The sequence below is a fragment of the Chryseobacterium sp. ISL-6 genome, assembly GCF_018613715.1.
Lineage (GTDB): Bacteria > Bacteroidota > Bacteroidia > Flavobacteriales > Weeksellaceae > Chryseobacterium > Chryseobacterium paludis.
Genome location: NZ_JAGGPT010000002.1, coordinates 1 through 25,096, shown reverse-complemented (window position 1 = coordinate 25,096; position 25,096 = coordinate 1). Strand labels below are relative to the sequence as shown.

General features: G+C 35.9%; 32 protein-coding genes. 20 read left to right on the top strand and 12 right to left on the bottom strand.

Annotated elements, in window-relative coordinates:
- The first annotated feature begins 151 nt into the window (after nt 1-151).
- From kbl to gldG, 5 genes are all read left to right on the top strand, one after another.
- Complete coding sequence (gene kbl / locus J7E44_RS05135) at nt 152-1,348, top strand: glycine C-acetyltransferase (RefSeq protein WP_214826262.1); 1,197 nt, start codon at nt 152-154, stop codon at nt 1,346-1,348.
- A 19-nt stretch (nt 1,349-1,367) separates the two neighbouring features.
- On the top strand, nt 1,368-1,901 hold the full coding sequence (locus J7E44_RS05130; RefSeq protein ID WP_214826261.1) for a hypothetical protein: 534 nt from the start codon (nt 1,368-1,370) through the stop codon (nt 1,899-1,901).
- A gap of 66 nt (nt 1,902-1,967) precedes the next feature.
- Nucleotides 1,968-2,522, top strand: a complete 555-nt coding sequence (locus J7E44_RS05125; protein WP_214826260.1) for a CopD family protein — start codon at nt 1,968-1,970, stop codon at nt 2,520-2,522.
- A 79-nt stretch (nt 2,523-2,601) separates the two neighbouring features.
- Nucleotides 2,602-3,330, top strand: coding sequence for an ABC transporter permease (locus J7E44_RS05120; RefSeq protein WP_214826259.1), 729 nt, complete (start codon nt 2,602-2,604; stop codon nt 3,328-3,330).
- Nucleotides 3,331-3,334: 4 nt separating this feature from the next.
- A complete protein-coding gene (gldG, locus tag J7E44_RS05115) occupies nt 3,335-5,002 on the top strand; it encodes a gliding motility-associated ABC transporter substrate-binding protein GldG (RefSeq protein ID WP_214826258.1) in 1,668 nt (555 codons plus the stop codon).
- Between the two features lie 68 nt (nt 5,003-5,070).
- Here the strand turns inward: gldG and J7E44_RS05110 are convergent, their stop codons facing one another.
- The 3 genes from J7E44_RS05110 to J7E44_RS05100 form a co-directional block, all read right to left on the bottom strand.
- A complete protein-coding gene (locus J7E44_RS05110) occupies nt 5,071-5,514 on the bottom strand; it encodes a DUF1801 domain-containing protein (RefSeq protein WP_251040494.1) in 444 nt (147 codons plus the stop codon).
- A gap of 37 nt (nt 5,515-5,551) precedes the next feature.
- The gene (locus J7E44_RS05105; RefSeq protein WP_214826257.1) at nt 5,552-5,920 is read right to left on the bottom strand and encodes a helix-turn-helix domain-containing protein; all 369 of its coding nucleotides are present in this window, start codon (nt 5,918-5,920) and stop codon (nt 5,552-5,554) included.
- A 473-nt stretch (nt 5,921-6,393) separates the two neighbouring features.
- Entirely contained in the window at nt 6,394-6,762 is a 369-nt protein-coding gene (locus tag J7E44_RS05100) for a hypothetical protein (protein ID WP_214826255.1), read from the bottom strand.
- A gap of 380 nt (nt 6,763-7,142) precedes the next feature.
- Between J7E44_RS05100 and J7E44_RS05095 the strand changes: the two genes are divergently transcribed.
- The gene (locus J7E44_RS05095) at nt 7,143-7,586 is read left to right on the top strand and encodes a hypothetical protein (RefSeq protein ID WP_214826253.1); all 444 of its coding nucleotides are present in this window, start codon (nt 7,143-7,145) and stop codon (nt 7,584-7,586) included.
- A 312-nt stretch (nt 7,587-7,898) separates the two neighbouring features.
- On the opposite strand, the gene J7E44_RS05090 is transcribed toward J7E44_RS05095, so the two are convergent.
- The 5 genes from J7E44_RS05090 to J7E44_RS05070 all read right to left on the bottom strand — a co-directional run bounded on the left by J7E44_RS05090 (nt 7,899) and on the right by J7E44_RS05070 (nt 12,768).
- Nucleotides 7,899-8,636 carry an SDR family oxidoreductase gene (locus J7E44_RS05090; protein WP_214826251.1) on the bottom strand — a complete coding sequence of 246 codons (738 nt, stop codon included), beginning with the start codon at nt 8,634-8,636 and terminating at the stop codon, nt 7,899-7,901.
- 75 nt (nt 8,637-8,711) lie between these two features.
- Complete coding sequence (locus tag J7E44_RS05085; protein ID WP_214826249.1) at nt 8,712-9,281, bottom strand: Crp/Fnr family transcriptional regulator; 570 nt, start codon at nt 9,279-9,281, stop codon at nt 8,712-8,714.
- Nucleotides 9,282-9,937: 656 nt separating this feature from the next.
- Nucleotides 9,938-11,128 carry a spondin domain-containing protein gene (locus J7E44_RS05080; protein WP_214826247.1) on the bottom strand — a complete coding sequence of 397 codons (1,191 nt, stop codon included), beginning with the start codon at nt 11,126-11,128 and terminating at the stop codon, nt 9,938-9,940.
- 198 nt (nt 11,129-11,326) lie between these two features.
- Entirely contained in the window at nt 11,327-12,136 is an 810-nt protein-coding gene (locus J7E44_RS05075; protein WP_214826245.1) for a hypothetical protein, read from the bottom strand.
- 185 nt (nt 12,137-12,321) lie between these two features.
- The gene (locus J7E44_RS05070) at nt 12,322-12,768 is read right to left on the bottom strand and encodes a hypothetical protein (protein ID WP_214826242.1); all 447 of its coding nucleotides are present in this window, start codon (nt 12,766-12,768) and stop codon (nt 12,322-12,324) included.
- A gap of 618 nt (nt 12,769-13,386) precedes the next feature.
- Here J7E44_RS05070 and J7E44_RS05065 point away from each other — a divergent pair.
- The 12 genes from J7E44_RS05065 (at nt 13,387) to J7E44_RS05010 (ending at nt 18,742) form a co-directional block, all read left to right on the top strand.
- Nucleotides 13,387-13,602 carry a RebB family R body protein gene (locus J7E44_RS05065; RefSeq protein WP_047400697.1) on the top strand — a complete coding sequence of 72 codons (216 nt, stop codon included), beginning with the start codon at nt 13,387-13,389 and terminating at the stop codon, nt 13,600-13,602.
- 17 nt (nt 13,603-13,619) lie between these two features.
- A complete protein-coding gene (locus tag J7E44_RS05060; RefSeq protein WP_214826240.1) occupies nt 13,620-14,120 on the top strand; it encodes a hypothetical protein in 501 nt (166 codons plus the stop codon).
- Nucleotides 14,117-14,368, top strand: a complete 252-nt coding sequence (locus J7E44_RS05055) for a hypothetical protein (RefSeq protein ID WP_214826238.1) — start codon at nt 14,117-14,119, stop codon at nt 14,366-14,368. The genes J7E44_RS05060 and J7E44_RS05055 overlap by 4 nt, the downstream gene beginning before the upstream one ends.
- Nucleotides 14,346-15,155 (top strand): hypothetical protein, encoded by an 810-nt coding sequence (locus J7E44_RS05050; RefSeq protein WP_214826236.1) that lies wholly within the window; start codon nt 14,346-14,348, stop codon nt 15,153-15,155. The genes J7E44_RS05055 and J7E44_RS05050 overlap by 23 nt, the downstream gene beginning before the upstream one ends.
- 42 nt (nt 15,156-15,197) lie before the next feature.
- On the top strand, nt 15,198-15,578 hold the full coding sequence (locus J7E44_RS05045; protein WP_214826234.1) for a hypothetical protein: 381 nt from the start codon (nt 15,198-15,200) through the stop codon (nt 15,576-15,578).
- Between the two features lie 29 nt (nt 15,579-15,607).
- Nucleotides 15,608-15,829 carry a RebB family R body protein gene (locus J7E44_RS05040; RefSeq protein ID WP_214826233.1) on the top strand — a complete coding sequence of 74 codons (222 nt, stop codon included), beginning with the start codon at nt 15,608-15,610 and terminating at the stop codon, nt 15,827-15,829.
- A 471-nt stretch (nt 15,830-16,300) separates the two neighbouring features.
- The gene (locus tag J7E44_RS05035; protein WP_251040493.1) at nt 16,301-16,561 is read left to right on the top strand and encodes a RebB family R body protein; all 261 of its coding nucleotides are present in this window, start codon (nt 16,301-16,303) and stop codon (nt 16,559-16,561) included.
- A gap of 81 nt (nt 16,562-16,642) precedes the next feature.
- A complete protein-coding gene (locus J7E44_RS05030) occupies nt 16,643-16,903 on the top strand; it encodes a RebB family R body protein (protein WP_251040492.1) in 261 nt (86 codons plus the stop codon).
- 80 nt (nt 16,904-16,983) lie between these two features.
- Nucleotides 16,984-17,244: a RebB family R body protein gene (locus J7E44_RS05025; RefSeq protein ID WP_214826232.1), complete on the top strand. Its 261-nt coding sequence runs from the start codon at nt 16,984-16,986 to the stop codon at nt 17,242-17,244.
- An 82-nt stretch (nt 17,245-17,326) separates the two neighbouring features.
- On the top strand, nt 17,327-17,587 hold the full coding sequence (locus J7E44_RS05020; protein ID WP_251040491.1) for a RebB family R body protein: 261 nt from the start codon (nt 17,327-17,329) through the stop codon (nt 17,585-17,587).
- Nucleotides 17,588-17,665: 78 nt separating this feature from the next.
- On the top strand, nt 17,666-17,926 hold the full coding sequence (locus J7E44_RS05015) for a RebB family R body protein (protein WP_251040490.1): 261 nt from the start codon (nt 17,666-17,668) through the stop codon (nt 17,924-17,926).
- Between the two features lie 102 nt (nt 17,927-18,028).
- Nucleotides 18,029-18,742, top strand: a complete 714-nt coding sequence (locus J7E44_RS05010) for a hypothetical protein (protein WP_214826231.1) — start codon at nt 18,029-18,031, stop codon at nt 18,740-18,742.
- A gap of 252 nt (nt 18,743-18,994) precedes the next feature.
- Here J7E44_RS05010 and J7E44_RS05005 read toward each other — a convergent pair whose 3' ends face one another.
- The 4 genes from J7E44_RS05005 to J7E44_RS04990 form a co-directional block, all read right to left on the bottom strand.
- Nucleotides 18,995-19,675, bottom strand: a complete 681-nt coding sequence (locus tag J7E44_RS05005; protein ID WP_214826230.1) for a response regulator transcription factor — start codon at nt 19,673-19,675, stop codon at nt 18,995-18,997.
- Nucleotides 19,676-19,741: 66 nt separating this feature from the next.
- Nucleotides 19,742-20,491, bottom strand: coding sequence for a sensor histidine kinase (locus tag J7E44_RS05000; RefSeq protein ID WP_214826229.1), 750 nt, complete (start codon nt 20,489-20,491; stop codon nt 19,742-19,744).
- Nucleotides 20,461-21,006, bottom strand: coding sequence for a hypothetical protein (locus J7E44_RS04995; RefSeq protein ID WP_214826228.1), 546 nt, complete (start codon nt 21,004-21,006; stop codon nt 20,461-20,463). The genes J7E44_RS05000 and J7E44_RS04995 overlap by 31 nt, the downstream gene beginning before the upstream one ends.
- Nucleotides 21,007-21,091: 85 nt before the next feature.
- The gene (locus J7E44_RS04990) at nt 21,092-21,799 is read right to left on the bottom strand and encodes a hypothetical protein (RefSeq protein ID WP_214826226.1); all 708 of its coding nucleotides are present in this window, start codon (nt 21,797-21,799) and stop codon (nt 21,092-21,094) included.
- A 427-nt stretch (nt 21,800-22,226) separates the two neighbouring features.
- Between J7E44_RS04990 and J7E44_RS23895 the strand changes: the two genes are divergently transcribed.
- Both J7E44_RS23895 and J7E44_RS04980 read left to right on the top strand, forming a co-directional pair.
- The gene (locus J7E44_RS23895; RefSeq protein WP_251040489.1) at nt 22,227-23,132 is read left to right on the top strand and encodes a RebB family R body protein; all 906 of its coding nucleotides are present in this window, start codon (nt 22,227-22,229) and stop codon (nt 23,130-23,132) included.
- 297 nt (nt 23,133-23,429) lie between these two features.
- Complete coding sequence (locus tag J7E44_RS04980) at nt 23,430-24,998, top strand: type I restriction-modification system subunit M (RefSeq protein WP_214826224.1); 1,569 nt, start codon at nt 23,430-23,432, stop codon at nt 24,996-24,998.
- Nucleotides 24,999-25,096: the final 98 nt, after the last annotated feature.

Below are 25,096 nucleotides of genomic sequence, written 5' to 3'. Positions count from 1 at the left end.
TTAAAGGACAAATATAAAATTATTATCCTACTAAATTAGTAGACTATTTGTTAAAATGAATGTTTTACCTCAATTTTTTAGAATAAGAATCATAAAATAGAATAGTTTACCGCCTTTTTACTAAATTAGCGCATCTAAAAAATTACTAAAAATGATCTCTGAAAAATATCTTCAAAATTTACAGAACGAACTTAAAAATATTGAAAACGACGGGCTTTACAAGAGAGAAAGAATCATTACTTCTCAGCAAAGTGCGGAAATAGAAGCTAATGGTAAAAAGCTGTTAAACTTCTGTGCGAATAATTATTTAGGATTATCCAACAATCCGGAAGTCATGAAAGCTTCTCAGGATATGATAGGATCTCATGGATACGGGATGTCGTCTGTTCGTTTTATCTGTGGAACTCAGGATATTCATAAGCAATTGGAAGAAAAGATTGCTCAGTTTTTAGGATTAGAGGACACGATCTTGTATGCAGCTTGTTTTGATGCGAACGGTGGTGTTTTCGAACCGTTATTTACAGAAGAAGATGCTATTATTTCAGATGAACTGAATCACGCTTCAATTATCGATGGGGTTCGTCTTTGTAAGGCAGCGAGATACCGTTATAAAAACAATAATATGCAGGATCTGGAAGCTCAGTTAATTGCAGCTTCTGAAAAAAATCACCGATTTACCATTATCGTTACCGATGGGGTTTTCTCAATGGATGGTATCGTTGCTGACCTGAAAGGTGTTTGTGATCTTGCCGATAAATATGGAGCTTTAGTAATGGTGGATGATTCTCACGCAACCGGTTTCATTGGGAAAACAGGCCGTGGAACACACGAAGCCAATGAAGTAATGGGTAGAGTAGACATTATTACTTCTACTTTAGGAAAAGCATTAGGTGGAGCATTGGGTGGATTTACTTCCGGTAAAAAAGAGATCATTGATATGTTGAGACAGCGTTCCCGTCCATATTTATTCTCAAACTCATTAGCTCCTGGAATCGTAGGTGCAGCATTGAAAGTGTTAGATATGATCTCTGACGATACATCACTTCGTGATCAGGTAATGGAAAATGCAGAATATTTCAGAAAAGAAATGAAAGCTAAAGGTTTTGATATTCCTGATGGTGATGCAGCAATTGTTCCGGTTATGTTATACGATGCGCCTTTGGCTCAGAAGATGGCAGAGAAACTAATGGATGAAGGAATTTATGTAATCGGATTCTTCTATCCTGTAGTTCCGAAAGGAAAAGCTAGAATAAGAGTTCAGCTTTCTGCAGCTCATACAAGAGCACATTTGGATAAAGCAATCGCTGCTTTTGAAAAAGTGGGGAAAGAGCTGAGTGTGATTTCTTAAAACAAAAAAATACAGGCTTATGAAAAATATACTTTTGATTATCGGTTTTATCTGTTTTCAAAGTTTTTCTGCTCAGAATATTATGGATTTTGATCTTAAAAATGTTGAGCTTCAGGGAATGCAGCCTGTAAAAATAAATAAAGAAATGAAATCTATCGGGATTACCCAGGTACCATTTGTAACAGATAATCCCGGTATCATTTCAAAAATTGCCAATCAGGATATTGCCCCAAAAATTAAAAAGCTGTACGCGTTTCCTTACTACAGTCCAACAGATGAACTGAATGATGGTGGCGTTTATGTGTATCAGTTCGGTTCAAAGAAAGACTTGGATGAGTATCTTACCAAAAACTTTGAACAACCCAATTACAGGGTTTTGGTTAAAGATCTTTTTTATATCCGAATCTGGAGTGATTATGGGTATAATATTAAAGGAAAAGAAACCAGCGATGACCATTTGAATAAAATGGAAAAGTATTATACCAAGTTGGGCGCAAAAAGAATCATGTTAAAACCGGATCCAGATAGTACAGATACTGTGGTAACGAAGTAGATATAAAAACTAGAGTGCACTGATGAAAAAGGTGATTAGTTCCTAAAAAAAATAGAAAAGTTTAAAATGCTTTACACAATAATCAAGGCGCTGCACATTATTTTTATGGTCAGTTATTTTGCGGGAATTTTTTATCTCGTAAGACTATTTGTTTACTATAAAGATACCGATGAATTTGCTGAAGAGAAGAAGAAGATCTTAAGAGAACAGTATACATTCATGGCGAGAAGGCTGTGGAATATTATTACGGTTCCTGCAGGAGTTATTATGACCGTTTGTGGATTAGTCATGATCTGTCTTAATACAGGGTTAATGAAAACGCCTTGGTTTCATTTAAAACTCACTTTCCTGATAGGTCTTGCGATTTACCATTACTGGTGTTGGAAAAAGGTACTTCAATTAAAAGCCCTGAATGGAAATACTTTGGAAACGGCGAATATAAAACTGAGACAGGCAAATGAGATTGCTACCTTCATTTTATTTCTGGTGGTCTTCACGGTTATTTTAAAATCTTCAGTGATCGAATACTGGTGGCAATTAATTACCGGATTTTTCGTTCTTGTATTTTTAATCATGATGACCGTAAAACTGGTCAATAAAAACAAAAAGAAAAAATCTTAATCCCCCAACAATAGATTAAAATATAATTGATAAGGTAATTTTTGCTCTGCAACCTATTACCTAAACCCTAAATAAAACTATGATTGCAATTTTTAAAAAAGAACTTTGGAGTTACTTCGGGAACTGGAGTGCGTGGATCATCATCGCAGCTTTCAGTCTGATAGCGACTCTTTTTTTGTTTTTTTTCGATAACGATTCTAATATCTTTGAGATCGGAATGGCCTCTTTACAGAGCTATTTTGTTTTAGTCCCTTGGTTATTGATGTTCATTATTCCTGCACTTTCCATGAAAACATTTGCAGAAGAACAACAGACCGGAACTTTAAACTGGTTGTTCTCACAGCCTTTAAAAGTCTCAGATTTGGTATTAGGAAAGTTTCTTTCCGTTTGGGTAGTTGGGATCTTATGCCTGATTCCTTCACTGATCTATCTGTATACCGTGTATGTTTTAGGAGTTCCTGAAGGAAATATTGACCTGGGAATGACTTTCGGAAGTTATATCGGATTGATCATGCTTATTGCCGCTTTTTCGGGAGTTGGAATTTTAGCTTCATCGCTTTCTCAGAATCAGATCATGGCTTACCTGTTGGGTGTTTTCATGTGCTTTATCATGTATTTCGGAATCGAACAGTTAGCGAGTTATAAATTATTAGGCGGAGCCGATTTTATCTTACAGAATATAGGTTTTTATCAGCATTTTCTTGGATTTACAAGAGGGCTGATTGACTTTAAAGATGTAGCCTATTTTGTTTTCATCATTGGTGTTTCGTTAGTATTGTCCAATCATTTTATCAATAAAAAGAAGTAGAATTATGAAGAAGATATCATTCAAGTCTCCATTAGGAATTTTACTGTTTGTGATCCTGCCATTGGTTATTATTTTGGCCATTTCAGGAATCAGATTGGATTTAACCAAAGAAAAAAGATACACCCTTTCCGATAATACCATTAAAGTATTGGAATCGGTTAAAAAGCCTTTAACCGTTGAGGTTTATTTAGAAGGTGATTTCCCGGCAAGTTTCAAGCAGCTGCAGAGTGAAACAAAGTTTATGCTGGAAGAATTCAGAAAGATCAATCCAAAAATAGATTTTAAATTTATCGATCCCATTAAAACCAAAATGTCTCAGGATACGTTGATGGCTATGGGAATGCAGCCTTCCGTTCTTCCGGATGTAAAAGATGGTAAAGTTTCACAGATCGTATTGTTTCCGTATGCGGTGCTTAAATACAACAAAGGCGGAGTTTCTATCCCGTTGGTGGTACAGCAGGCGAACATCAATGCGGATGAGCAGCTGACGAAATCTATTGAGAATTTAGAATACAACCTTGTTTCCAATATCAAAAATATTGCGACCGATAAGAGAAAGAAAATAGGGGTTTTGGTGAATCAGGATGAATTAAGTCCCGGTGAATTCCAGGGTTTCATGCATTTGGCATTAGAAAATTATGATGCCGGACCGGTTATTCCTAAAAATCAGGTTGAGCTAAGTGCTGCGGATATTCCTTTGTTAAAGCAGATGAGCGCTTTAGTCATTGCAAAACCTAGAAAAGCATTTACAGATGGTGAAAAAGTGATCCTGGATCAATACATCATGAATGGTGGAAAAACATTATGGATGATCGATGCGGTGAATGCAGAAATGGATACGCTGACAAGATCTAAAAAAGTAATGCCTTTCCCTGTTGATATTAATATGACGGATTTCTTCTTTAATTACGGAATCAGGATCAATCCTGCTTTGGTAAAAGATGTAAAGAAATTTGCTTTGTTGAGACTGGTAACAGGAGAGGTGAGTGGTAACCCTCAATATACAAGCCTTCCATGGCCGTATTTCCCATTAGGAATTGCTGAAAAGAACGATCCGATTACTAAAAATATCAATCCGGTAAAATTTGAATTTCCGACATCGATTGATACTTTAGGCAGAAAAAATATCAAAACCAAAGTTCTTTTTGAATCCAGTGAAAGAACTTTATTGAAACAGGTTCCCAACTATGTTGATCTGAAAGAGATTTCAAGTGTTGACAGTCTGGGACAAATGGAAAAACCAAGTACTCCGAAAATCTTTGCCGTAGCATTGGAGGGGAAGTTTACTTCTGCATACGCATCAAGGATTGAAAGAAAATCATATCAAGGTTTTAAAGGTGAGAGCCCTAACAATAAAATGATCGTGATTGCGGACGGTGATGTAGGGAGAAATAAAGTGATCAAAGGAGAGCCTTTGCCGCTAGGAGTGGATCTGATGACGAATGAGCAATTCGGAAACGAACAGTTTTTAAGAAATGCTTTAGATTACCTTTTGGACGACAGTAACCTGATGGAATTGAGAAACCGAAACATCGAAGAAAGACTATTAGACAGACAGCGAATCACCGAAGAAAAAACCAACTGGCAGTGGTTTAACTTACTGCTTCCACTAGTGATCATAGGATTACTGGGCGGATTGTTCTTCTGGTTGAGGAAAAGGAAATTTAATTAGATGATATAAAAAAAGAGAAACTGTGGGGTTTCTCTTTTTTATTGTGATTAACTTTTGTCTACCTATTTTTATGACTCCAGGCTTTTCTCAACTCCATCTCGTATCGCCTCCCCAAGCACTTCAATATTGATATCCTTCAGTGCTTTGAACTTAATACAATACCCAGTTACACTCGCTTTTCCTATTTTTTTTCCATAGGTTTGAGGTAAATAGTTCTTATCATTAATTCCAAGAACATAAACAGAAATACCAGCTGTGTTGGCACTAATACCAATTTGATAAAAATCCCTGGTGCTTCCATCAGCATATTTCATGACATGAAACCCATATCCGATATTAGGATTGGAAACCGTTTCTCCCTTATCGTTTTTACCATCCAGAAACCATAATTTACATTCTGGCATAACTTGTAGAATGTAACGGTGCAAAGCTTCCATATCATTACGTTTAGACTCTGGTTGAATGGAAATATAATGGCTGATTTGTTCTTCTGTAGTCATATCGGATGTCATTATAAGAACTTAGGAATAGGATGAATAGAGAAAGACTCTACTTGCTTTTTAATTTCTGATTTTCCTCTTTTAAAGTTTCAATCTGCTCTTTTAAAACTTTAATATAATCCTGTAAATTTTCTATGACAGAATCTGGAATATTAAATTGTTGATTATAAAAATTACCGGAATTTGAGTTGTCGCTAAAAGTTGAATTATCATTATGTACAATACCTGTTGGTCTTTCTTCTTTTATCTCATCCACAGGTACATTTAAAGCTGTTGCCAACTTTTCCCATTCATCATCATATATTCTTATTTCTCCTCTTTCCTTACGAGAGTAATTGGAAGGATCGGTTGCGATGATGCCTGCCAGTTTTTCCTGAGAGAATCCTCTTTGTTTTCTTAGATTTCTTAGCTTTTCCATAATGAGATTGTATCCGTGTTTTGTACAAATATAGAAAAAAATGACTCAGAATTTTTAAGTTTTCTTTTTAATAGGTGGAAGAAGAATGATTTTAATAAAGGAGGTGTTTTTTTAACGCAAAGAAAAATTGAATGCATACATATAAAGGCAATAAAGACTTTAAATCAATGAAATTGATTTTTCAAAAGCCAACTTAATCGGCGACGAAGTCGCTATTCTTTGCAAACTTATAATAAAGCAGTTTGTAGATAAAACTTTGCGTTTAAAATTTAACCACAAAAGGTCACAAAAGTTTTTGAAAACTTAGTTAGATGAAATCAAGAAAGAGAAGCTCTGAGACTTCTCTTTCTATGATATTAATTAATATTTTTTATAAACTATAAATACCAGTTCAAGTATTGCTGAAAATAACGGATTTTAGAGTTAAGATTCAATCGAATCCGCTTTTAGTAATGCCTTGATTATAATAGCTTTTATTTCTTTTTTCTTTTAGTTCCATTGGGTTTTACCACTGTCTTTGTCTCTTCATTGTCAATCACAGTGGAGTGAGTTCCATCAGAATTTACGATAGTCTTTGTTTCTTCATCGTCGATCATAATAGAATGAGTTCCATTAGAATTTACTATGGTCTTTGTAGCTCCATTATCGATCATAGTGGAATGGGTTCCATTAGGATTTACAACGATACTGCCCATTATACTTGAATGAGTACCATCTGAGTTTACAATAGTGCTGCCCATTACGGTTGAATGAGTTCCGTCAGCATTTACCACCATTCCTTGGGCTTTCGCATTTGTCACAATGATTGTAGAAAATAATAAAATCAACAATATCTTTTTCATAATTTTTTTAGTAATTGTGTAGGTTAATAAAGTTGTACATATTCAATAAATATACCACTCTACCATTGATGTATATTTAAATATCTCCTTAGATTAAACCAATATTATTGATTTTCAGAAGCAAGCTTTATCAGTGACAAAGTCGCTACTCTTTGCCCTGTTACGATAAACGGTTTGGAAATAAAACTTTGTGTTTAAAAAAATAACCACAAAAGCCACAAAGGTTTTTGAATACTTTAGTTTCTTAAAGTTCATTAATGCTATACAAGGAGGTCACATAACTTGAAAATCAAAGATTTTCGAGATAGAATCCTTTTTCATTATTGGAGCTCTTTACCAAAATAAATTTTAAATTTATAAGATATTAAAAATGAAAATTTATGAAGAAAACATTATTAACATTTTCTTTATTAATGGCTTCTTTTTTATTTTCACAAGATGTAAATCCTCCAACAGTTAATAAACCTTCGGCAAATAATAAAATATTAGTTGATCAGTTAATTGAGTCTACGGATTTTGAAAATTATTTCATGGCATATTGCAAAAGAAAAATAGAACAAGCAGCTAAAAATAAGAATTGGGATAATAGTAAAAAGCAAAAAATAATTAGCTCTGTCGATTTTAAGTTATACAAAGACACTATTTACAATGCATTTTCTTTTGATTCTGATGAGGATTTAAAAAGTATGGTTGATTTATTTAAAAAGATAAATAAAGATCGCAATTATTCAATGTCAAAATTATTTCCTTTTGATGCTTTAATGCAATATAATTTAGAAGGATATGTTGAAACAGTAATTGACGAAAAATATATAAAACAATAGCAAAACACCACCACAATAATGTGGTGTTTTTATTTTAGAAAATGTTGAATTCTATCACTTCAAGGGGTAGAAACTTCTCGATACGATTTTCTTCAAAAATCTACTCGAAGTGACGACAACGCTTAGAAATCTGTATACATCGTCAGTTCGAGTGAAATGATTGGTAATGTAATGGAAAATCATTTGTACCAAGAACCTTAATTATTCTGCTTAGATCATCACACAAAAAAGAGAAACCGTCAGGTCTCTCTCATAATCATTAATACATTTTACTTTTTACATGGTACAAAAAATTACATTGTACAAAATCACCTACCACGGACTAATTCCTATCTCATCCTCAATATCATTACTGTAAAACTGTCCTGTTGGGGCGTTGTCATCAGTCAGCGTGTGTTTAATAATGAAAGATGCGGCGCTTTCTACAGAACCCGGACCACCGTGGGCATTGAAATCAGTTGCGGTATAACCGGGATCAATTACATTGACTTTAAAAGGAAGATCTTTTAATTCATACGCTAATACAATAGTGTAAGCATTTAAAGCTGCTTTTGATGTTCCGTATCCTGCTGTTTTAAAATTGTAATATTTCCAGGTAGGATCGCTGTGTAGGGTTAAAGAACCAAGTCCCGAGGTAATGTTACTGATTCTCGGACTGTCGGATTTTTTAAGTAAATCTAAAAAAGCCTGTGTAACACTGATCACTCCAAAGAAATTGGTGTCAAATACATGTTGGATTTCTGTAATGGAAGTACCTGATGCGGGTTGGGGATTTATTCCCAGAATACCTGCATTATTGATCAGGATATCCAGTTTTCCCTGTTCTTTTTCTACAATATTCTTAGCTGCAGCGACTGAATCGGGGTTGGTAACATCGATTTCAATGGCTTTGATATTCTGATACCCATTTTGATTAAGTTCCTCTACTACGGCTTCTCCTTTTTCGAGATTACGGCTGCCTAAGTAAACGAATAATCCTTTTGCTGAAAGTTGTTTTGTTATTTCAAGGCCAATGCTTCTGTTGGCTCCTGTTATTAATACTGATTTCATTTTCTTGTTTTATTTAATAATGTAAAGGTCAAACATTTGAAAATAAAATCTTTTGCCATTTGGCAAAAAGCGATCTTAACGTATGTTTTTTCTTATTCTACTGAGTGAAGACTGTGTAATGCCCAGATAAGATGCGATATAAGAAAGAGGAATGCGGTTAACAACGGTAGGATAGATCTCTAAAAACTTTAGGTAACGGGTGGTTGCATCTTCTGTAACCAAAGGGCTTCTTCTTTCCACCTTTTGAATCAGTGCTCGTGAGATGATTTTGTGAACAATAGCTTCCCATCCAACAATGGTCTGTAAAAGCTCAAGCCAGTCTTTCCTTGAAAAAACGATCATGGTACAGTCTGTAACTGCTTCAACATAGGTACTTGAACAGATTTCATTATCAAAACTTTCCAGATCGACGACCATATTATTTTCTTCAATAAAGTATTTGGTGATCTCTTCGCCTTTATTATCATAATAGCACACCCGTAAAATACCGTCCACGATAAATCCTATCTGACGGGCAATTTTTCCTGCTTCCGAAAAATAAGCATCTTTTGGAAGATGAAGTTCAGTGGCTTTACTGGTGATAAAGTCAATTTGCTGCTGGTTGAGGTTTCCAAATCTTAAAATAAAATCGAATAGTTCTTTCATGCCCGAAATTTAAACAAAGATAGTGGTTAAGTATTTGCCATTTGGCAAAAAGTGAATAGGTTACTGGTGTTAAAAATTAAGTAGGGAATGTTTATATGCAAAGACGCAAAGTTTTTTTTAGTTGTTGCGTTTTTAAGACGCAAGGATTTTTATCTGCGATAAAAATTTCAAACAATCTGTGTGATCTGCGAAATCTGTGGGAAGTAAAAAGCTCTTAAACACTTAGCTATTTTAAATTTAAATGATTATGCATTTGAAATATACATAAGATGAAAATCGAATAATTTCTTGTTTAAATTATCAAAATATTGATGTTAGATTCTTTCAGAATGACAAAGATTGAGGATCAATGAGTTATCGGATTTTAACAATTTTTCCACTTGATTTTTGAAGAAAATCAAGTGGAAGTGACGATAAGACTTTGATCGTTTTGTATACCGTCAGTTCGAGTGAAATTATTTGGAATGTAATGGAAAATAATTTTGTATCGAGAACCTTTTGCCGTAGTTTTGAATTTGTCATTAATTACATTTAATCTTCGATTTCACAATGAAGAAGAAAGTTAGTCATTTAATCAAAATCGACACGAAGTTACGTCTGTTCAATTCATTATTTTAGAGATTACTTACTTATAAGCAACTTTGCTGGAATGGTGGCTAGTGTGGTATTGGCATGGGTTGGTCATTAAGATTTTCTCCTACGTAATAATCATCAATAGTAAACATTTTGTTCTCCCATTTAGATTCAATTTTTTTTGAATCCTCTGGTCCATTATTCAATTTTTTATAGAAGATCGTCTGGGTCTTTGTGTCAAAACCAATTTCAAAATTTTTAAAATAACGGCTGGGATAATTAGCTTTGATACGTTTATTGTTGGCAAACCTTAAATACTTCCTTAGACTTCCATCGCTCTTTTCATCATAATCAACAGAATTTAATTTGAATGACCTCCCTTTAAATGCATTCATAGTTTTCCATTGATTGTTTTCAGTGCTTACAACAAATGCTCTCTGTCCATGATCTCCCATGTCTTCGACCAGTAAAATATGAGTGTTATCAATTGTCTCAAATTTTGAGATCGGGGCATTTGATGTTAGCGCCTTACTTTCAAAAACAATTTTGTTCTTTGCATTATCTTTTATGTAATAAGTGCCTTCTCCATTGAGTTTATAGTAATAAATTATATATTGCTTTTCACTTATTGTAAAGGGTTGAATATAAAATGAAACAAAATTGGATAACTGATAATCATAGATAGGATAAAGGACAACCTGATCATACACATTATTTTCTAATGATTTAAACATTGAATTGCCTTCGTAATGCAGATTTACTTTCATTAATGATGAGGCAGCTGCATAGGTATGACCTTGCGCATCAGTTCCTGATACTTCAGTGATATTCTGAGCCGTTGTTTCTGCTGTTCCAGGATGCATTACTGTAGATCCGGGAGTCTGGTTAATTCTTGTTCCGTTATCCCATAATTTGATCTGAGAAGAAACATCACCTTCAATAGGGGTGCCATTATCCTGGTATAATTTTATTCCCGGATTTTCAGGAGCGAAGAAAAGGTCATTTGACCAGCCGTACATGGTTGCAAAGCTTATCGCCTGTCCTTTTGCTGCAGAAAACTGAAAAGAAGTAGATTCTCCAGGCATAATAACAGGAGAAGCTCCGTTATGTTGAAAAACGCCCGATTCCACTAAAGGCTTAGAGTCGAGTACATTTTCTATGGTAATCGTTGACGGCATTCCGGTTTCCATAGGATTATCATCATTGTCGTCGCACGATAATAAAAAAAACGGTATGGCAGCCAGTACCAACCAGCTCGATTTTAATTTATTCATTTTCATCTGTTTAGATATTTATATTGTAGAGCAAAGGTATCGTTGTGCCCTATTATTATAAGTACCTGCATTTCCCGTTGTGTTGACGATATTTCCCGAATGTAAATGAACTCTTATAAAAGCCTGATCATAAAAAGGTGATCTGTTACAATAGAATGTAAAAATGAAAGTTGAAAGTTGAAATTGAGTGATGAAGTATTATAACTTTTTCATCATTTTTTTTAAAGCCGGTTCAATGGCTAAGATATGACCGTGCCCGAATGCTACCATCACCTTACCGTGTGTTTTCAATTCAGAAGAGATTTTTTCCAGTAATATAGAATCGCGGAGTATTTTAGAGTTTCTGCCTATTGTACAATAGGTACAGTTTGGATTTACATAGTCAAAAAGTTCAATATCAGGATTCATACTCAATTGAAAAGGATGACCCATTTTAGATTGATACAATTTTTTATATCCTTCAAAGTTTTGTAATTCCTTATCAACGGGAAAACCTTCCTGGATAAACCACTTTTGGATTGCTTTTGTATACAGCTCTTCAATTGTCTTATTGCCATAAGCACCATTTAGATGTGGGATTACGAGGCGTTCCATGATATAGTAGAGTAGGAGATCTTCCTTTGAATATTTTTTTAACATCAGTTTAAATTCAAGTGAGTCCTCAATATCTCCATTCATTAATGGTTTATGATCTATGTCACTTAAATATTTCAGCAAGCCTACTTCTCCATTTTGCTCTACAGCTTCTTTTTCAGAATCAAATTTCTTTGTGATCTGCCCACCTTCATTGATTGTAATATCTGGCTTGAATTGAAGATAAGTCTGTTTTATTTCGGATATCTGAGGATCATTATCATTGTAAGTATGGGAAACACCCATCGCGATAAGGTGCTTGTCACCTTGTTCTAAATCAATAATATAGGGTAGATGAACCGAATCCATGATCTTTCCAACCTCAACATAACTTCTCGAATATCTGACAAAGTTACCCGAGGTGCTGCAACCCATAAACAGAATTATGGGTAAGGAAATTAATACACGTGGAAATATTACTTTATATTTCACTCTTTATGCATACTTAATAATCACTGAAATGGAGGTGATCTTATGGAGGCTAACTTACGAAAAAAAGGGTGTAAAATTAAATAACCACTTCTATTTAAATAAATATCAGTGGTTTAAAATAAATAATATTAAGTAAAGGAATTGATCATACGCATATAGTCTTTATCAGTGATGTTTGAAGCTTTAAGCTTTACTCTGAGTGGATTTTCTTTCTGCTGGGTGTTCACCTCGACAACGATATTCTTTGCCATAAGAGACTTTTCGATCTTAAAAGCCCGTAATCGATTAACAGGATAATCTACCGATGGAAATATAATCCCTCTTTTTACAGGATGGTAGGACTTAATTGAAAATACAGCTCCCGTATTTTCAAAATGAAATACCCTTAAACGGATGATACGGCTTATGATCAGTAACAGAAATACAAGTGAGACACCCAATAAAGGTAATTGTAAATCTTCATGGATCAATGACCTTAAGACATATCCTGCTATCATTAAGAAGATATTCAGTATCAAAAGTGTCAAAAGAAGCCTCATCTTAAAGACAATTTTTTGTTTATTTGTTACAATCATGAAATTAGTATTAATTTATCCAAATTTTTTGTTTATTCAACAAAAATAATAAGATTATTTTATATTTAATATGTTAAATTTTATTTTTTTAATAAATAAAAAAATAAATGTGGTATCTGCTTGGTTAATACGATGTTTATGAGAAAAAAATTTTTTATTTGGAGGATGAAAATCTTATTTTGAAGGGCCTGTTTTTTTAAATAAGATTTGTATTTTGAATGTATAAAAAACATTATTAAGCTGTTTTACAGTATGTTATGTTCGTTATTTTGTAAATAAAAGAATAAAAAGACCGTCAATTTAGGGATTGATGGTCTTTTTTTATGAGGTGCTTTTTTCAGCAAAAGCCCACCCAGAGGGAGATCCAAGTTTATAAGCGCTTCTTTATTTTATCATTCATTTCACCTTTAGGAGAATTCCCTAGTTTTTGAAAATCAGTTTTTTCCCCGAGTGTTGACTTGTTTTAGTTTAAGACATTTGTAACAGACAAAAGAGAGAAAGTAACGATGCACTTGCGATTACAATCACAATATAAAATAAAAGATTGAATTGAGATGAGAGAAATCTTAGAGAATGTCAGAAAAAACTAAAACTAAAATAACCATTTAAACAAAAAATATGGCAGATACAGTAAACAATCAGACTACAGATGCAGTTACGCAGACTAATGTTACCGTGCTTGGTGAGTCTCCGGCACAGGCCATGAGTATGCTTTATCAGATGGCCACCCATGCAAGTGGGATTTCCATTCAGAATTCGGTGACGAATCAGCAAAACTTGAATCAGCTTAACCCTGCGATTGTTGCAGATGCCATTAAGATTTTAAAAGGATAATCTAAAACCTTACAACGATGGATGAGAACAACATTGAGAAACAGGAAGCCAATCCTACCACTCCGGCAGAGAAAGCGGTAGTGTTTGTGAATACCGAAGTACTATCGCCGCCGAAGGCCGATCCCATGACCGGAGCTGCGAAAATTATGATTGATCAGTCTACCGGAATGATGGTTCAGGATTTACAGTCCTTTTTAAAAGGATTTGAACAGGTGGGTTTAGTCGCATTAAGCAAATTAGCTCATAACTTCTTAACCTATGGAAATTATTTTCCACCAACGGGAGGTGTCGGAGCGAAGGCTGAAGGGGCTTCTGCCCAGGATCCAATGGGAGGAAACGGAAATGAAATCATGAAGGACTTATTTAAGATAGTAAGTGATTATGCTGAAGCAAAAACGAAAATTTCCGGTGCGATCTTCAATGGCAGTGCTTCACCGATGCCCGGCATGATCCAGAGTCCGCCCCCTTTTACAGATGTTTCCGCTGAAGAGGAGGATATGGAAAAAAAAAACGATTGACCCTACCGGTTACGGAAGAAACCTCATCACAGAAAGATAGTATGAGAAAAAATGTAACCGCGGCTGACCATGGGGATGGAATTGTGCTTAAATCTGTAAAATTAACCCAACCCCTTGTAAAACCTGAGATTAAAGAAGCGGTGGTTCCTGTAGAACAACATATAAGTGAACATACCAAGAAAACGATAACAACAAAACTAATCGATAAACTTAAAAAAATAAGAGATGAATTATTCAAGCGAAATTAAACCTGCCAAAATTTTAAACTTACGTTCCCTAAAAGAATTGAACGAAAGTATTTATCTGACAAGAACCAATGACAATGCCTATTTCAGTGTTAAGAAACTGGAAAATAACAATGACCGTGCGGTATTTAGTCTGGGAACATCAAGTATCAATATACAACCTATTTTAAGACAGGTGATCTGTACCAAAGGGAGAAGGTCTAATAGTTATCAATCATTTGTGATAGAGCCGAAAGACAAATCTACGGGAATAGCTGTGATCATGATCAAGCTCGAAGAGCATCACACTTTTCTATGCAACGTAAGAATTCTTCCACTGAGTACCCTCTCAGATATTGCAGAGCCCGAAACGGAATCAAAGCTGCTTACAGTAAATCTGGAAAAATCGAAATGTGTACTCAAAACAGATATTACCATTACTGCATCCAATACAGGTGAAGCCTTATATGCGGTTCACGATGTTGATGTAAGTGCGATTTCCGACCTGGTGACTCCGGATGAGATTATAGAATTGAAAAGAGAATTAGAATTTCAGGGATCTAAATTAATTGCCCATTATTTTCAGGAAATTCTGGATATTGTAATCAATGAAAATCCAGCAAATCCTGGCAGATCACCTTTAATCCCGGATGAGTATATCTTAACGCTTCCTCCGGAACAGTTGAAGCAAATGATGTCGGCGAATGCGATTGCAGGAAGTATTGCTTTAGAAATTATCGGAAGCAATGTTATTCAGAATCTCAACAGGGACTGGACTGCTGCAGGAGCTTTCATAGGCTATCTGCTCTAGAAGTGCATTCTGCGGAGAACCACCTTCTAAAAATTAAAACCTATGCGAAGACGAATCAATCATAGGGCTCGCCCCTCTGTCCCTGCACCACCTATTGTTGTAGAGGTGATAGAACATGAAGTGGTGGAAGATGTAATGCCTTTTGTTCTCAGTCATGAAGATGAAATCATTAATTATATCAAAGATAAAGCGACCAAAGAGACATTAAAATCATTGGCTCCCTTACTGGAAAAACTGGAAGAAGCTGTTAAACAGCAGCAAGCCTATCAGGCGTCTGCAACCACCAATCTGCCAACGATGAATTACGAAGAGCAATTGAAAAAGCTTCAGGAAACGTCGAAGGAAAAAATAAAAGAGAAAGAATTCAAGGTGGCGGAAAGAATGAACAAGCTGCAAATAAGGCTCGCTAATATGCGGAAATAATACATCTAATCACAAAAATAACAATTATTATGAGCGATATCAATACGATAGTTTTAGGAATGTCAACCTCGGTAACGAGTGCTATTTCTTCGCAGGTCAGTGCACAATCAACAGGATTAATGCATATGAATTCTGCAGTACATCAACAGCAAAACGGAATTTTGGGAATAAGCAATACGGTCATGGGAATTAAAAAGATGCATTCCGGAAAATTGCTCAAGGAATTAGCCATGCTAAAAAAGGGTCTTTAACCTTCAGTAAGAAATAATTACGGATGCGGTTTTCTTCTCTGTAGAATAGAAGCCGGTGCCCCTCAACATATATTAGGTCAAAATTTTCATCCTGCACCGGTTTTTTTAATGCTGTAGATTCCCAAAACGGGCAATCATGTGGAAATGCAATCTCAGCTCAAAGTGTATATTATGTACAGCAGTCTACCGTAGAAGAAAAGAAGGAACCGCATCCTTTTCTTTAGCCTCAGCCATGATCGCTGAAGTTCATCAAATACATCATTTTAAACTCTCGCAGATTTTACGGATCGTGATTTCAACCATTGTACAGAAGTCATCCATATATCCAATCCTCAGTTAGTAGTTTTTATCAATGCTTTGAAATCTGTTGCATTCGAATTATCTGCGATGAGGTTAAATACCATATAAAACTAGTTTAAATCAAATAATTTCTTAATCGAGAGTCAATCTCAAAAAAAACAATTAATCATTATGGCAACAGTTAACGAACAAATTACAGACGCAGTAACGCAGTCCAACGTAAAAGTGGTAGCAGAATCTCCTGCAATGGCTTTGAGTAACGTGTATCAGACAGCAGCACATTCAACAGGGATCATGTTTGAAAATGCGGTAAATAACCAAAACCAACAAAACATCCTGGGTCAGGCAGCGACTACACAGGGGATCACTCAGATCTACAGTATGGACACAGTAGCAGATGCTGTTTCTATTGCTAAAATACTGAAACCTTAAGACCTTCCTGTTAAAAGCAGAAAATAATCCGAGCAACCGGAGAATCCGGTTGTTTTTTAACCCCAATAAACAATAATCATTATGGCAACAGTTAACGAACAGATTACAGACGCAGTAACGCAGTCGAACGTAAAGGTAGTAGCAGAATCTCCTGCAATGGCTTTAAGTAACGTGTATCAGACAGCAGCACATTCTACAGGCATTATGTTTGAAAATGCGGTAAATAATCAAAACCAACAAAACATCCTTACTCAGGCGGCGACTACACAAGGTATTACGCAGATCTACAGCAAAGATACCATTGCGGATGGAATTGCTATGGCTAAAATATTGAAACCTTAAAAACCGTTCTGCTAAGCGGAAAAACAATCCTTACAGCTGGAAAAACCGGTTGTTTTTAAACCCAATAAACAATAATCATTATGGCAAAAGTTAACGAACAAATTACAGACGCAGTAACGCAGTCGAACGTAAAAGTAGTAGGTGAATCTCCTGCAATGGCGATCAGCAACGTGTATCAGTCAGCAGCGCATTCAACAGGTATTATGTTTGAAAATGCGGTGAACACTCAAAATCAGCAAAATATTGTAACTCAGGCAGCGACGACTCAAGGGATTTCGCAGATCTATAGTCTTGATACAATAGCAGACGCTGTTTCAATGGCAAAAATTTTAAAACCATAAAAATCTTTTTTGCGAAGCGCAGAAAAATAACCCGGCAACCGGAGCATCTGGTTGTTTTTAATCTAAATAACTAATAATCATTATGGCAACAGTTAATGAACAAATCACAGACGCAGTTACCCAGTCGAACGTAAAAGTGGTAGCAGAATCTCCAGCAATGGCTTTAAGCAATGTATATCAGACAGCAGCACATTCTACAGGAATTATGTTTGAAAATGCAGTAAACACTCAAAATCAGCAAAACATTGTAACTCAGGCAGCGACTACACAGGGTGTTACGCAGATCTATAGCCTGGATACAGTAGCAGATGCTGTTTCTATTGCTAAAATACTGAATCCTTAAAAAAGGGCAACAGTAAAAAAATAATCTTTGCAGCCGGAGCATCCGGTTGCTTTTTAACCCAAATAAACAATAATCATTATGGCAACAGTTAACGAACAAATCACAGACGCAGTTACCCAGACCAACGTAAAAGTGGTAGCAGAATCTCCAGCAATGGCATTAAGCAACGTGTATCAGACAGCAGCACATTCAACAGGAATTATGTTTGAAAATGCAGTGAATACACAAAACCAACAAAATATTTTAGGTCAGGCAGCCACTACACAAGGAGTGATCCAGATCTATAGCCTGGATACAGTAGCAGATGCTGTTTCTATCGCTAAAATATTAAATCCTTAGTTAAAAGCGTGTTTTTTAGGTTTCATGTCAGGGGGGACGTTATGGTTCTCCCTGATTTTTTTTAATCATTACAAAATCTTAATAACTTAAAATAAAATTGATATGAGAAATATAATGTATCCTTTATTGTTGCGGTCATCTCAATATGTCCGGGCCAACTGGAATAGTGATGAGCCTAATTATAAATACTTCTTAAAACTGGAACAGTTTGCTCCCCAACTTCGTTTTGTGGATGAGATAGTGTCTCCGGAAGGAAGGGTAGGATCCCTGGGAATGGAACCTCTCCGCATTTTTGGAAGATGGTTGGGTTGGAAGTTCTGCTATAATGAACACGATTTTGAGTTTAATGTACTGGTAGGTTCCGTTAGCGATAACCTTACTGCACGTTCGGTATATGATTTTTCAAAGAATTCTATTGGACGAACGGTGCCCGGTGCCTTGAGAGGCGGAGATGGACAGCTGATGGGACGAAGAACTCATGAAGGGGTGACGACAGCAATAATCGGTGGACAGGTAAGAACGACCCATAATGATGAAGATTTGACCATGCGAAATCTTGCAGAGCCAGGGCATTTTTTCAGTGGTGGCTACTTAGACCTCGAATTTTTTGAGAAAGATGGTAATGTATACATTAAGCTCAAAGGGGGTGGATTTAATAATTTTGCCTCTTTTAATCAGGTTTTTGGAAGCAGGTTGTTTCCTGACATGGCAAGAGCCAATGCAGCAGCATACAGAGCATCTCAAAATCTACCTCGTATAAGGCATACAGTAGAGGATCTTACTAAAAAGACCAGTTTTTTTGACTATACAGAGTAATGAGTTATCGGCAATATTATTTCATGGCATCCACCATAGTAAATTGCTCTTTAAATTAATTTCATGGTTTTGAAATCATAGGTATGACATCCATAAAAGGCCTGAAGCTAAACTCCTCAAAAAGATAAATACTGAGAAAGAATACAAATTTGTAATTCCATAATAAAGAGGTTTATGTTTTAGTAATCTTTTTTACGGGTTTATTAAAATTTGTATTCTATTCAGTATCAATGATCAATTATTTTACAGCTGTTACTTATCAAACAGCACAATTTCATTAGCGTCCACAATATTATTCTGAACGGCATAGATCACCAGTCCGGCCATGTTTTTCACACAGGTTTTGATCATCAGATTGGTTTTATGCGTTTCTACCGTTTTGGGTGAGATAAATAAAGCGTCGGCAATCTCTTTTGTACTTAATTGCTGGCAAACGAGTTTGAGAACATCAACTTCCCTGTCCGTGAGGTCATCCTTGGAGTAGGCGTGAAATTCAGGGAGTTTATTGGAAAGCTGACCCCGCATCACATCGATCTGCTCATCGGAAAAATAATGTCCTTTATGATAGACCGAATGGATAACATTTAAAAGTTCTTCCAGCTCAATTTCTTTAGACAGGAAAGCATGCGCTCCCATTTTCAGCATTTGTCCCATAAAAGAGCGACGGTAAAAACTGGAAAGGACAATGATCTTGGTGTCAGCTTCTTTTTGGGATAATGCAGACATCACTTCAAGTCCGTCACCATTAGCCATCCTCAGGTCTAATATCAAAACGTCCAAAGCATTATTGTCTGTTTCATTCAGAAAATGCTGACCACTTGTTGAGGTCAGTACCACCTCAAAACGTTCATCATTATTGATGTAATTTTTTAAAAGTTGTACAAAAAGAAGGTCATCATCTACGATGCCGATTTTAATTTTTAAATTTTCCATTTAATTTTTAAGTTTAATTTTTTATTTTCAATATTAATTTTTCAATTCAATTCAATTCTCAATCCCTCACTCCAACGCCATAGCCGCAATAAACTTCGTCCCCTTTTCCGGCCTTGATTTAAGCTTATAAACTGCCTGGATCTTCTGAGCTCTGGATTGGATATTTCTTAAACCAATTCCATTGTAATGAGTTTCTGGTTTAAAACCATTGCCATTGTCCTCTATCGTGAGTGTCAGATAATCAGGAGAGACCCGCAGCGAAACATCAATCCTGGTTGCATTGGCGTGTTTTAAAACGTTGGTGATCAATTCCTGTACGATCCTGAAGATGTTTAATTTAACGGGGCTGCTGAGGGCGGCTTCTGAAACCATATGATGGTAGGCGATCTCAATATTCTTGCTGATCTGATCGAGGTAATCGGCGATAAGATCCGTTAATTCAATTTCACTCAGATCCGGAGGGGTCAGATTATGCGACAATTCCCGGATCAGCTGCATGGAGGTTTTCAGATCCAGATTCAGTTCTTCCGTATTCTTGTTATTGATATTCAAACGAATGACGTTAAGGCGTGAGATGATATTGTCATGAAGCTCTTCTGCCAGACGTTCCCGGTCCCTTTCCTGTAAATGCAGTGTATTTTCCCAGCATTCCGTCTGTGTATTCCGGACCAGCCGCATTACTTTTTGCTTGTTTTTCCTGATGCTTTTCAGATAGTTGACGATCAATATCGTGATCAATAACGTCGTTAAAAAAAATAGCCCTATACCAATCCATATCCATCCAACTACCAAGCCCGGATTTTCCCACTGCGACATCCCAGATTAATAAAAGCAAGATAAAGGCACCACAGCAAAACCCCTCTGAAAAGCCAGATCGGGGCTACCCATTCCAGGTGGTTGGTGACTAAGAAATTAAAAGTGGTAGAGATCAGACATTCAACAGAAAAAAAAAGAAAGACGAATATATTAACGATAAACAGGCTTTTTTCAATCTTTCCTTTTTTAAGCATTTTCATAAAATAAGCGGCTGCGAAACTACAGATGATGATACTGCTGCTGATGTTGGAATAAAAAGTAGGGCACGTTCCCTTTTGTATATCCATCAGATTGATGATCAGGAAAACCGCCGCATAAAGATAAACGATCCACTTGATGGAGACCGGGAGCTTTATAAAATACCTGCTGTAAATTTCTGTGAGGATCACCAGGCTGAAAAACTGGCTCAATGCATAATTGTAGGTGTTCAATGTGTTCAGTTTCAGCAGGCGGTCTATCAGGTCTGTCAGCTCCAGGGTGAATTCTGCGACGAGAAATACCGTGATCACCGCCATTATTTTTATCCCTTTTTTTACAAGCAAGATCAAACCTGTAAGCAAAGTCAGGTTGATAAGTATTTGTAAATAGAGGGATAGGTTGTTATAAGAAAGCACCGCTTTTGAGCAAGAGTTGATAGTTGTCAACGGGATCAGCAACGGTAAAAGGAGGTCGAGGCGTGGAATAGTTTTCCGCGGTCCTGCTCATTTCATTGATCGTTAAATCTTTAACCGTAATGATCTCAATATGATACGCGAAATCAGTGTCTCCTTTTTCTGCTTCATCCGTTAATCCAAAGAAACACGTGCAGGATTCGCTATCCCCGAGGCCTAATCGTTCATAATCCTCAAACGGAATAGTGATCACCTGAACAAAAGGTTCGGTCTTCTGGGCTTTTAACCAGGCTGTAGCATACATATTCCATCGGAAATTGCGGTTGATCGCCGATTCTGAAGTGATGGGTGGCAAAATTTCCAGATTGGTGGTGTTCTGAGCCTGATCCTCCGGAGACTGGCGGGTAAATTCCTTGATAAAGATATTGTTGAAATCGGCCTCCCGGTCACTCTTGGAATCGATCAGAAAGAATTTAAGCTTGTTTTCATCGATGCCCAGATAAGCATGAACTCTTTTAGGATCCGCATTTTCAAGATTGGTCTTCCATAATGCGACCTCATTTCCGGAAACAGAAAAGTGAGTTCCCTGGTTTAAATAGCCCAGAATCTCCTTTTCATTCGCGTCATTTCCGCTCTTATAGGAATCAATTAAAGTTTTCCATTTTTTAATGGATAGGTAAATGTTCTCAGTTGTCATTGGTATTAGGTATTAGTGAATAATATTAAATTATTGTTGAAATTTACAAAAAAAATGGTTTTTAAATCACGTGGCTTAGAAATAGGATGGATTGCATTGGCAGACTGTTCATTACTACAGTGATCACTGACGTTTCGAAAAACCATATGATGAACTAAGGTTCTGAAGTATAATTCTTTACGGTCTTCTGTGATCATGCATTCAGGTATAGATTACTGTCACCGTTTTAACCATTTACATCCTGAGAATAGCATTCTTTTTTTTGAAAATCAGTTTTTCTACTGATTCGTGATCCTATTTTGTTTAATAGATTTGTGAGGAATAACCTGGAATGAAAAACCAGAAGATGAAAGTCACCTATACATCAACCGGAATTTTCATCTGAAAGACGACCACAAAAACTAATGAATACCTAACACCATAAGACATGAATCACGCTCACGAACCTCAGCCCGCTAAAATGACCAACCTGCGTTCCTTACAGGAATTAAGCAAAGCTTTCTCTTTTCAGAAAGAACAGGACCCGGCTTATTTTAGCAAGATTAATCCTGATCATAACAGCAATCGTTTTGTATTTAATGTACAAACCACTGAAATTGAAGCAATGCCAACCATAAGACTTGTTCATTGCATAAATAGCAATAGTACATCCGACGCTTATCAGTCATTTGTTGTAGAACCTAAAGATCAATCGACAGGAATTTCGGTTGTAATGATGAAGTGGGATGATTCGAAGAATCTGCATTGTCACATCGACATTCTTCCATTTAATAGTCTTGGGGATATTGCTGAACCGGAGAATGATTCGAAAATCCTTGGTATCAATATTGAGAAATCAAAAGTTGTTTTAAAAATGGATATTGAGATCAGTCAGTCTGACACCGATGAAGCGATGTACACGGTTCATGACGTCAATGTCAATAGCCTGGAGGATTTTGTAACCGCAGATGAGATTATTGAACTGAAAAGAATGTTGGAATTTCAGGCTGCGAAATTAATCGCACACTATATTCTGGAAGTATACCATATCGTACATAACGGGTATCAAAACAATACGGTTTCTCTGGTTTCTGAAAATGATCTTCCACAGATTCCTACTGATCAAACGAACGAGTTGCTTTCTGCCAATATCGCTGCGGGGAGTATTGCTTTGGGGAGTGTATATCAATCCTTGGCACATTCTACAGTAATCCTGTTTGAAAACGCAGTGAATAATCAGAATCAACAAAATTCGTTGACACAGGCTGCCGCTAATCAAGGGGTGATGCAGATTTATTATATAGATACTATGGCAGATGCGGTGGGTATTGCGATGATGTTGGGGATGGGGTGATTATGTGTTCTTTGGTGTTGCACTTTTTTTTTTGACCAATATAATTCCTCAAAGGATTATAAGCTGGATACTAAGGCAATGTCTGTGGTGTTTGTGTATTTTCCAATGTGGAGATTGAGAAGATGGGTATGTATGAGGATTAAAGCTGTCATAGTGGATGAACATTAAATTTAACAGTCATTCATTTATACTACAATACGTTACAATTAGGACTTCAACATTATATAAACTTTTCAGTTCTATTCTTTCTTTTTAATCTAAAATAAAATATCTTTAAAGTTTTTAATTAAGGATAAAATGTCAGAAGAACAGAAACGTCAATTGCAGCAGCAACTTTGGAATATAGCGAATACATTACGTGGTAAAATGGATGCGGATGAATTCCGTGATTACATTTTAGGATTTATTTTTTATAAATATCTTTCAGAGAAAATCCATTTTACAGCTAATAAAATTTTATTAGACTCGGGAGAAGAGGTTGATTACAACGACGTTGACGAAAATTCTGAAGATGGAAAAGAAATCGTTGAATCTATTTATGAAGAGGTAGTTGAAGATTTGGGATATTTTCTAAAACCTTCGGAACTTTTCAGTAATATTGCTAAAAAAGGACATCAGAAACAGGAAGGAAAGTCTAATTTCATCTTAGCTGAACTTACAAAAATTCTTAATAATATTGAGCAATCAACATTAGGTACCAATAGTGAAGATGATTTTGAAGGTCTTTTTGATGACTTAGATCTTACTTCGTCCAAATTAGGAAGAACAGAAGACGAAAAAAATACATTAATCTCCAAAGTTCTATATCATCTGGATGATATTGATTTCAATTTATCAGATACCAATGCTGATGTTTTAGGCGATGCTTATGAATATCTGATTGCACAGTTTGCAAGTGGAGCTGGTAAAAAAGCAGGAGAATTTTATACTCCACAACAAGTTTCTACTATTTTGGCGAGAATTGTGACTAGTAGAAAATCACAATTGAAATCTGTATATGATCCGACTTGCGGAAGTGGTTCGTTACTTTTGCGTGTTGCCCGTGAAGCAAAAGTAAGCGATTTCTACGGTCAGGAAATGAACCGTACAACATACAACTTGGCGAGAATGAATATGATTCTTCATGGTGTCAATTACAGCAATTTTGATATCCGTCAGGAAGACACGCTTGAAAAACCTCAACATCTTGATAAAACTTTTGATGCAATTGTTGCTAATCCGCCTTTCTCTGCAAAATGGAGTTCTAATGAACTTCTTTTATTGGATGAAAGATTCTCACAATACGGAAAATTAGCACCATCTTCAAAAGCAGATTTTGCTTTTATTCAGCATATGATTCATCATTTGGATGAAAATGGAATTATGGCAGTAGTTATGCCTCATGGTGTTCTGTTCCGTGGTGCAGCGGAATTGGTTATCCGAAAATATCTGATTAAAGAGAAGAATTATTTAGATGCTGTAATTGGTTTACCTGCCAATATTTTCTTTGGAACAAGTATTCCGACCTGTATCTTAATTTTTAAAAAATGTCGTGAAGCCGATGAAGATATTTTGTTTGTAGATGCCAGCAAAGAATTTGAAAAGCAGAAAAACCAAAATGTCTTGCTTAATGCCCACATCAATAAAATTGTTGATATTTATCAAAACCGTACAGTAACTGAAAGATTCAGTCATAAAGCGACATTGCAGGAAGTTGCAGATAATGATTACAATCTAAATATTCCTCGTTATGTCGATACTTTTGAGGAAGAAGAGGAAATTGATATTCAGGTGGTAATGGCAAAAATTAAGGAGCTTGAATCAAAGCGTTCCCAACTAGATTCTGAAATTGAAGTTTATTTGAAAGAATTGGGATTAGTCAGCTAAATTTTTTTGGCTTAACAAAATCCTCAAGGCTTAGAATTTTAACAAATAAATAATCAAGATGACAGAAGAAAATAAAAGTGTAAAGAAGTTTCCTAATT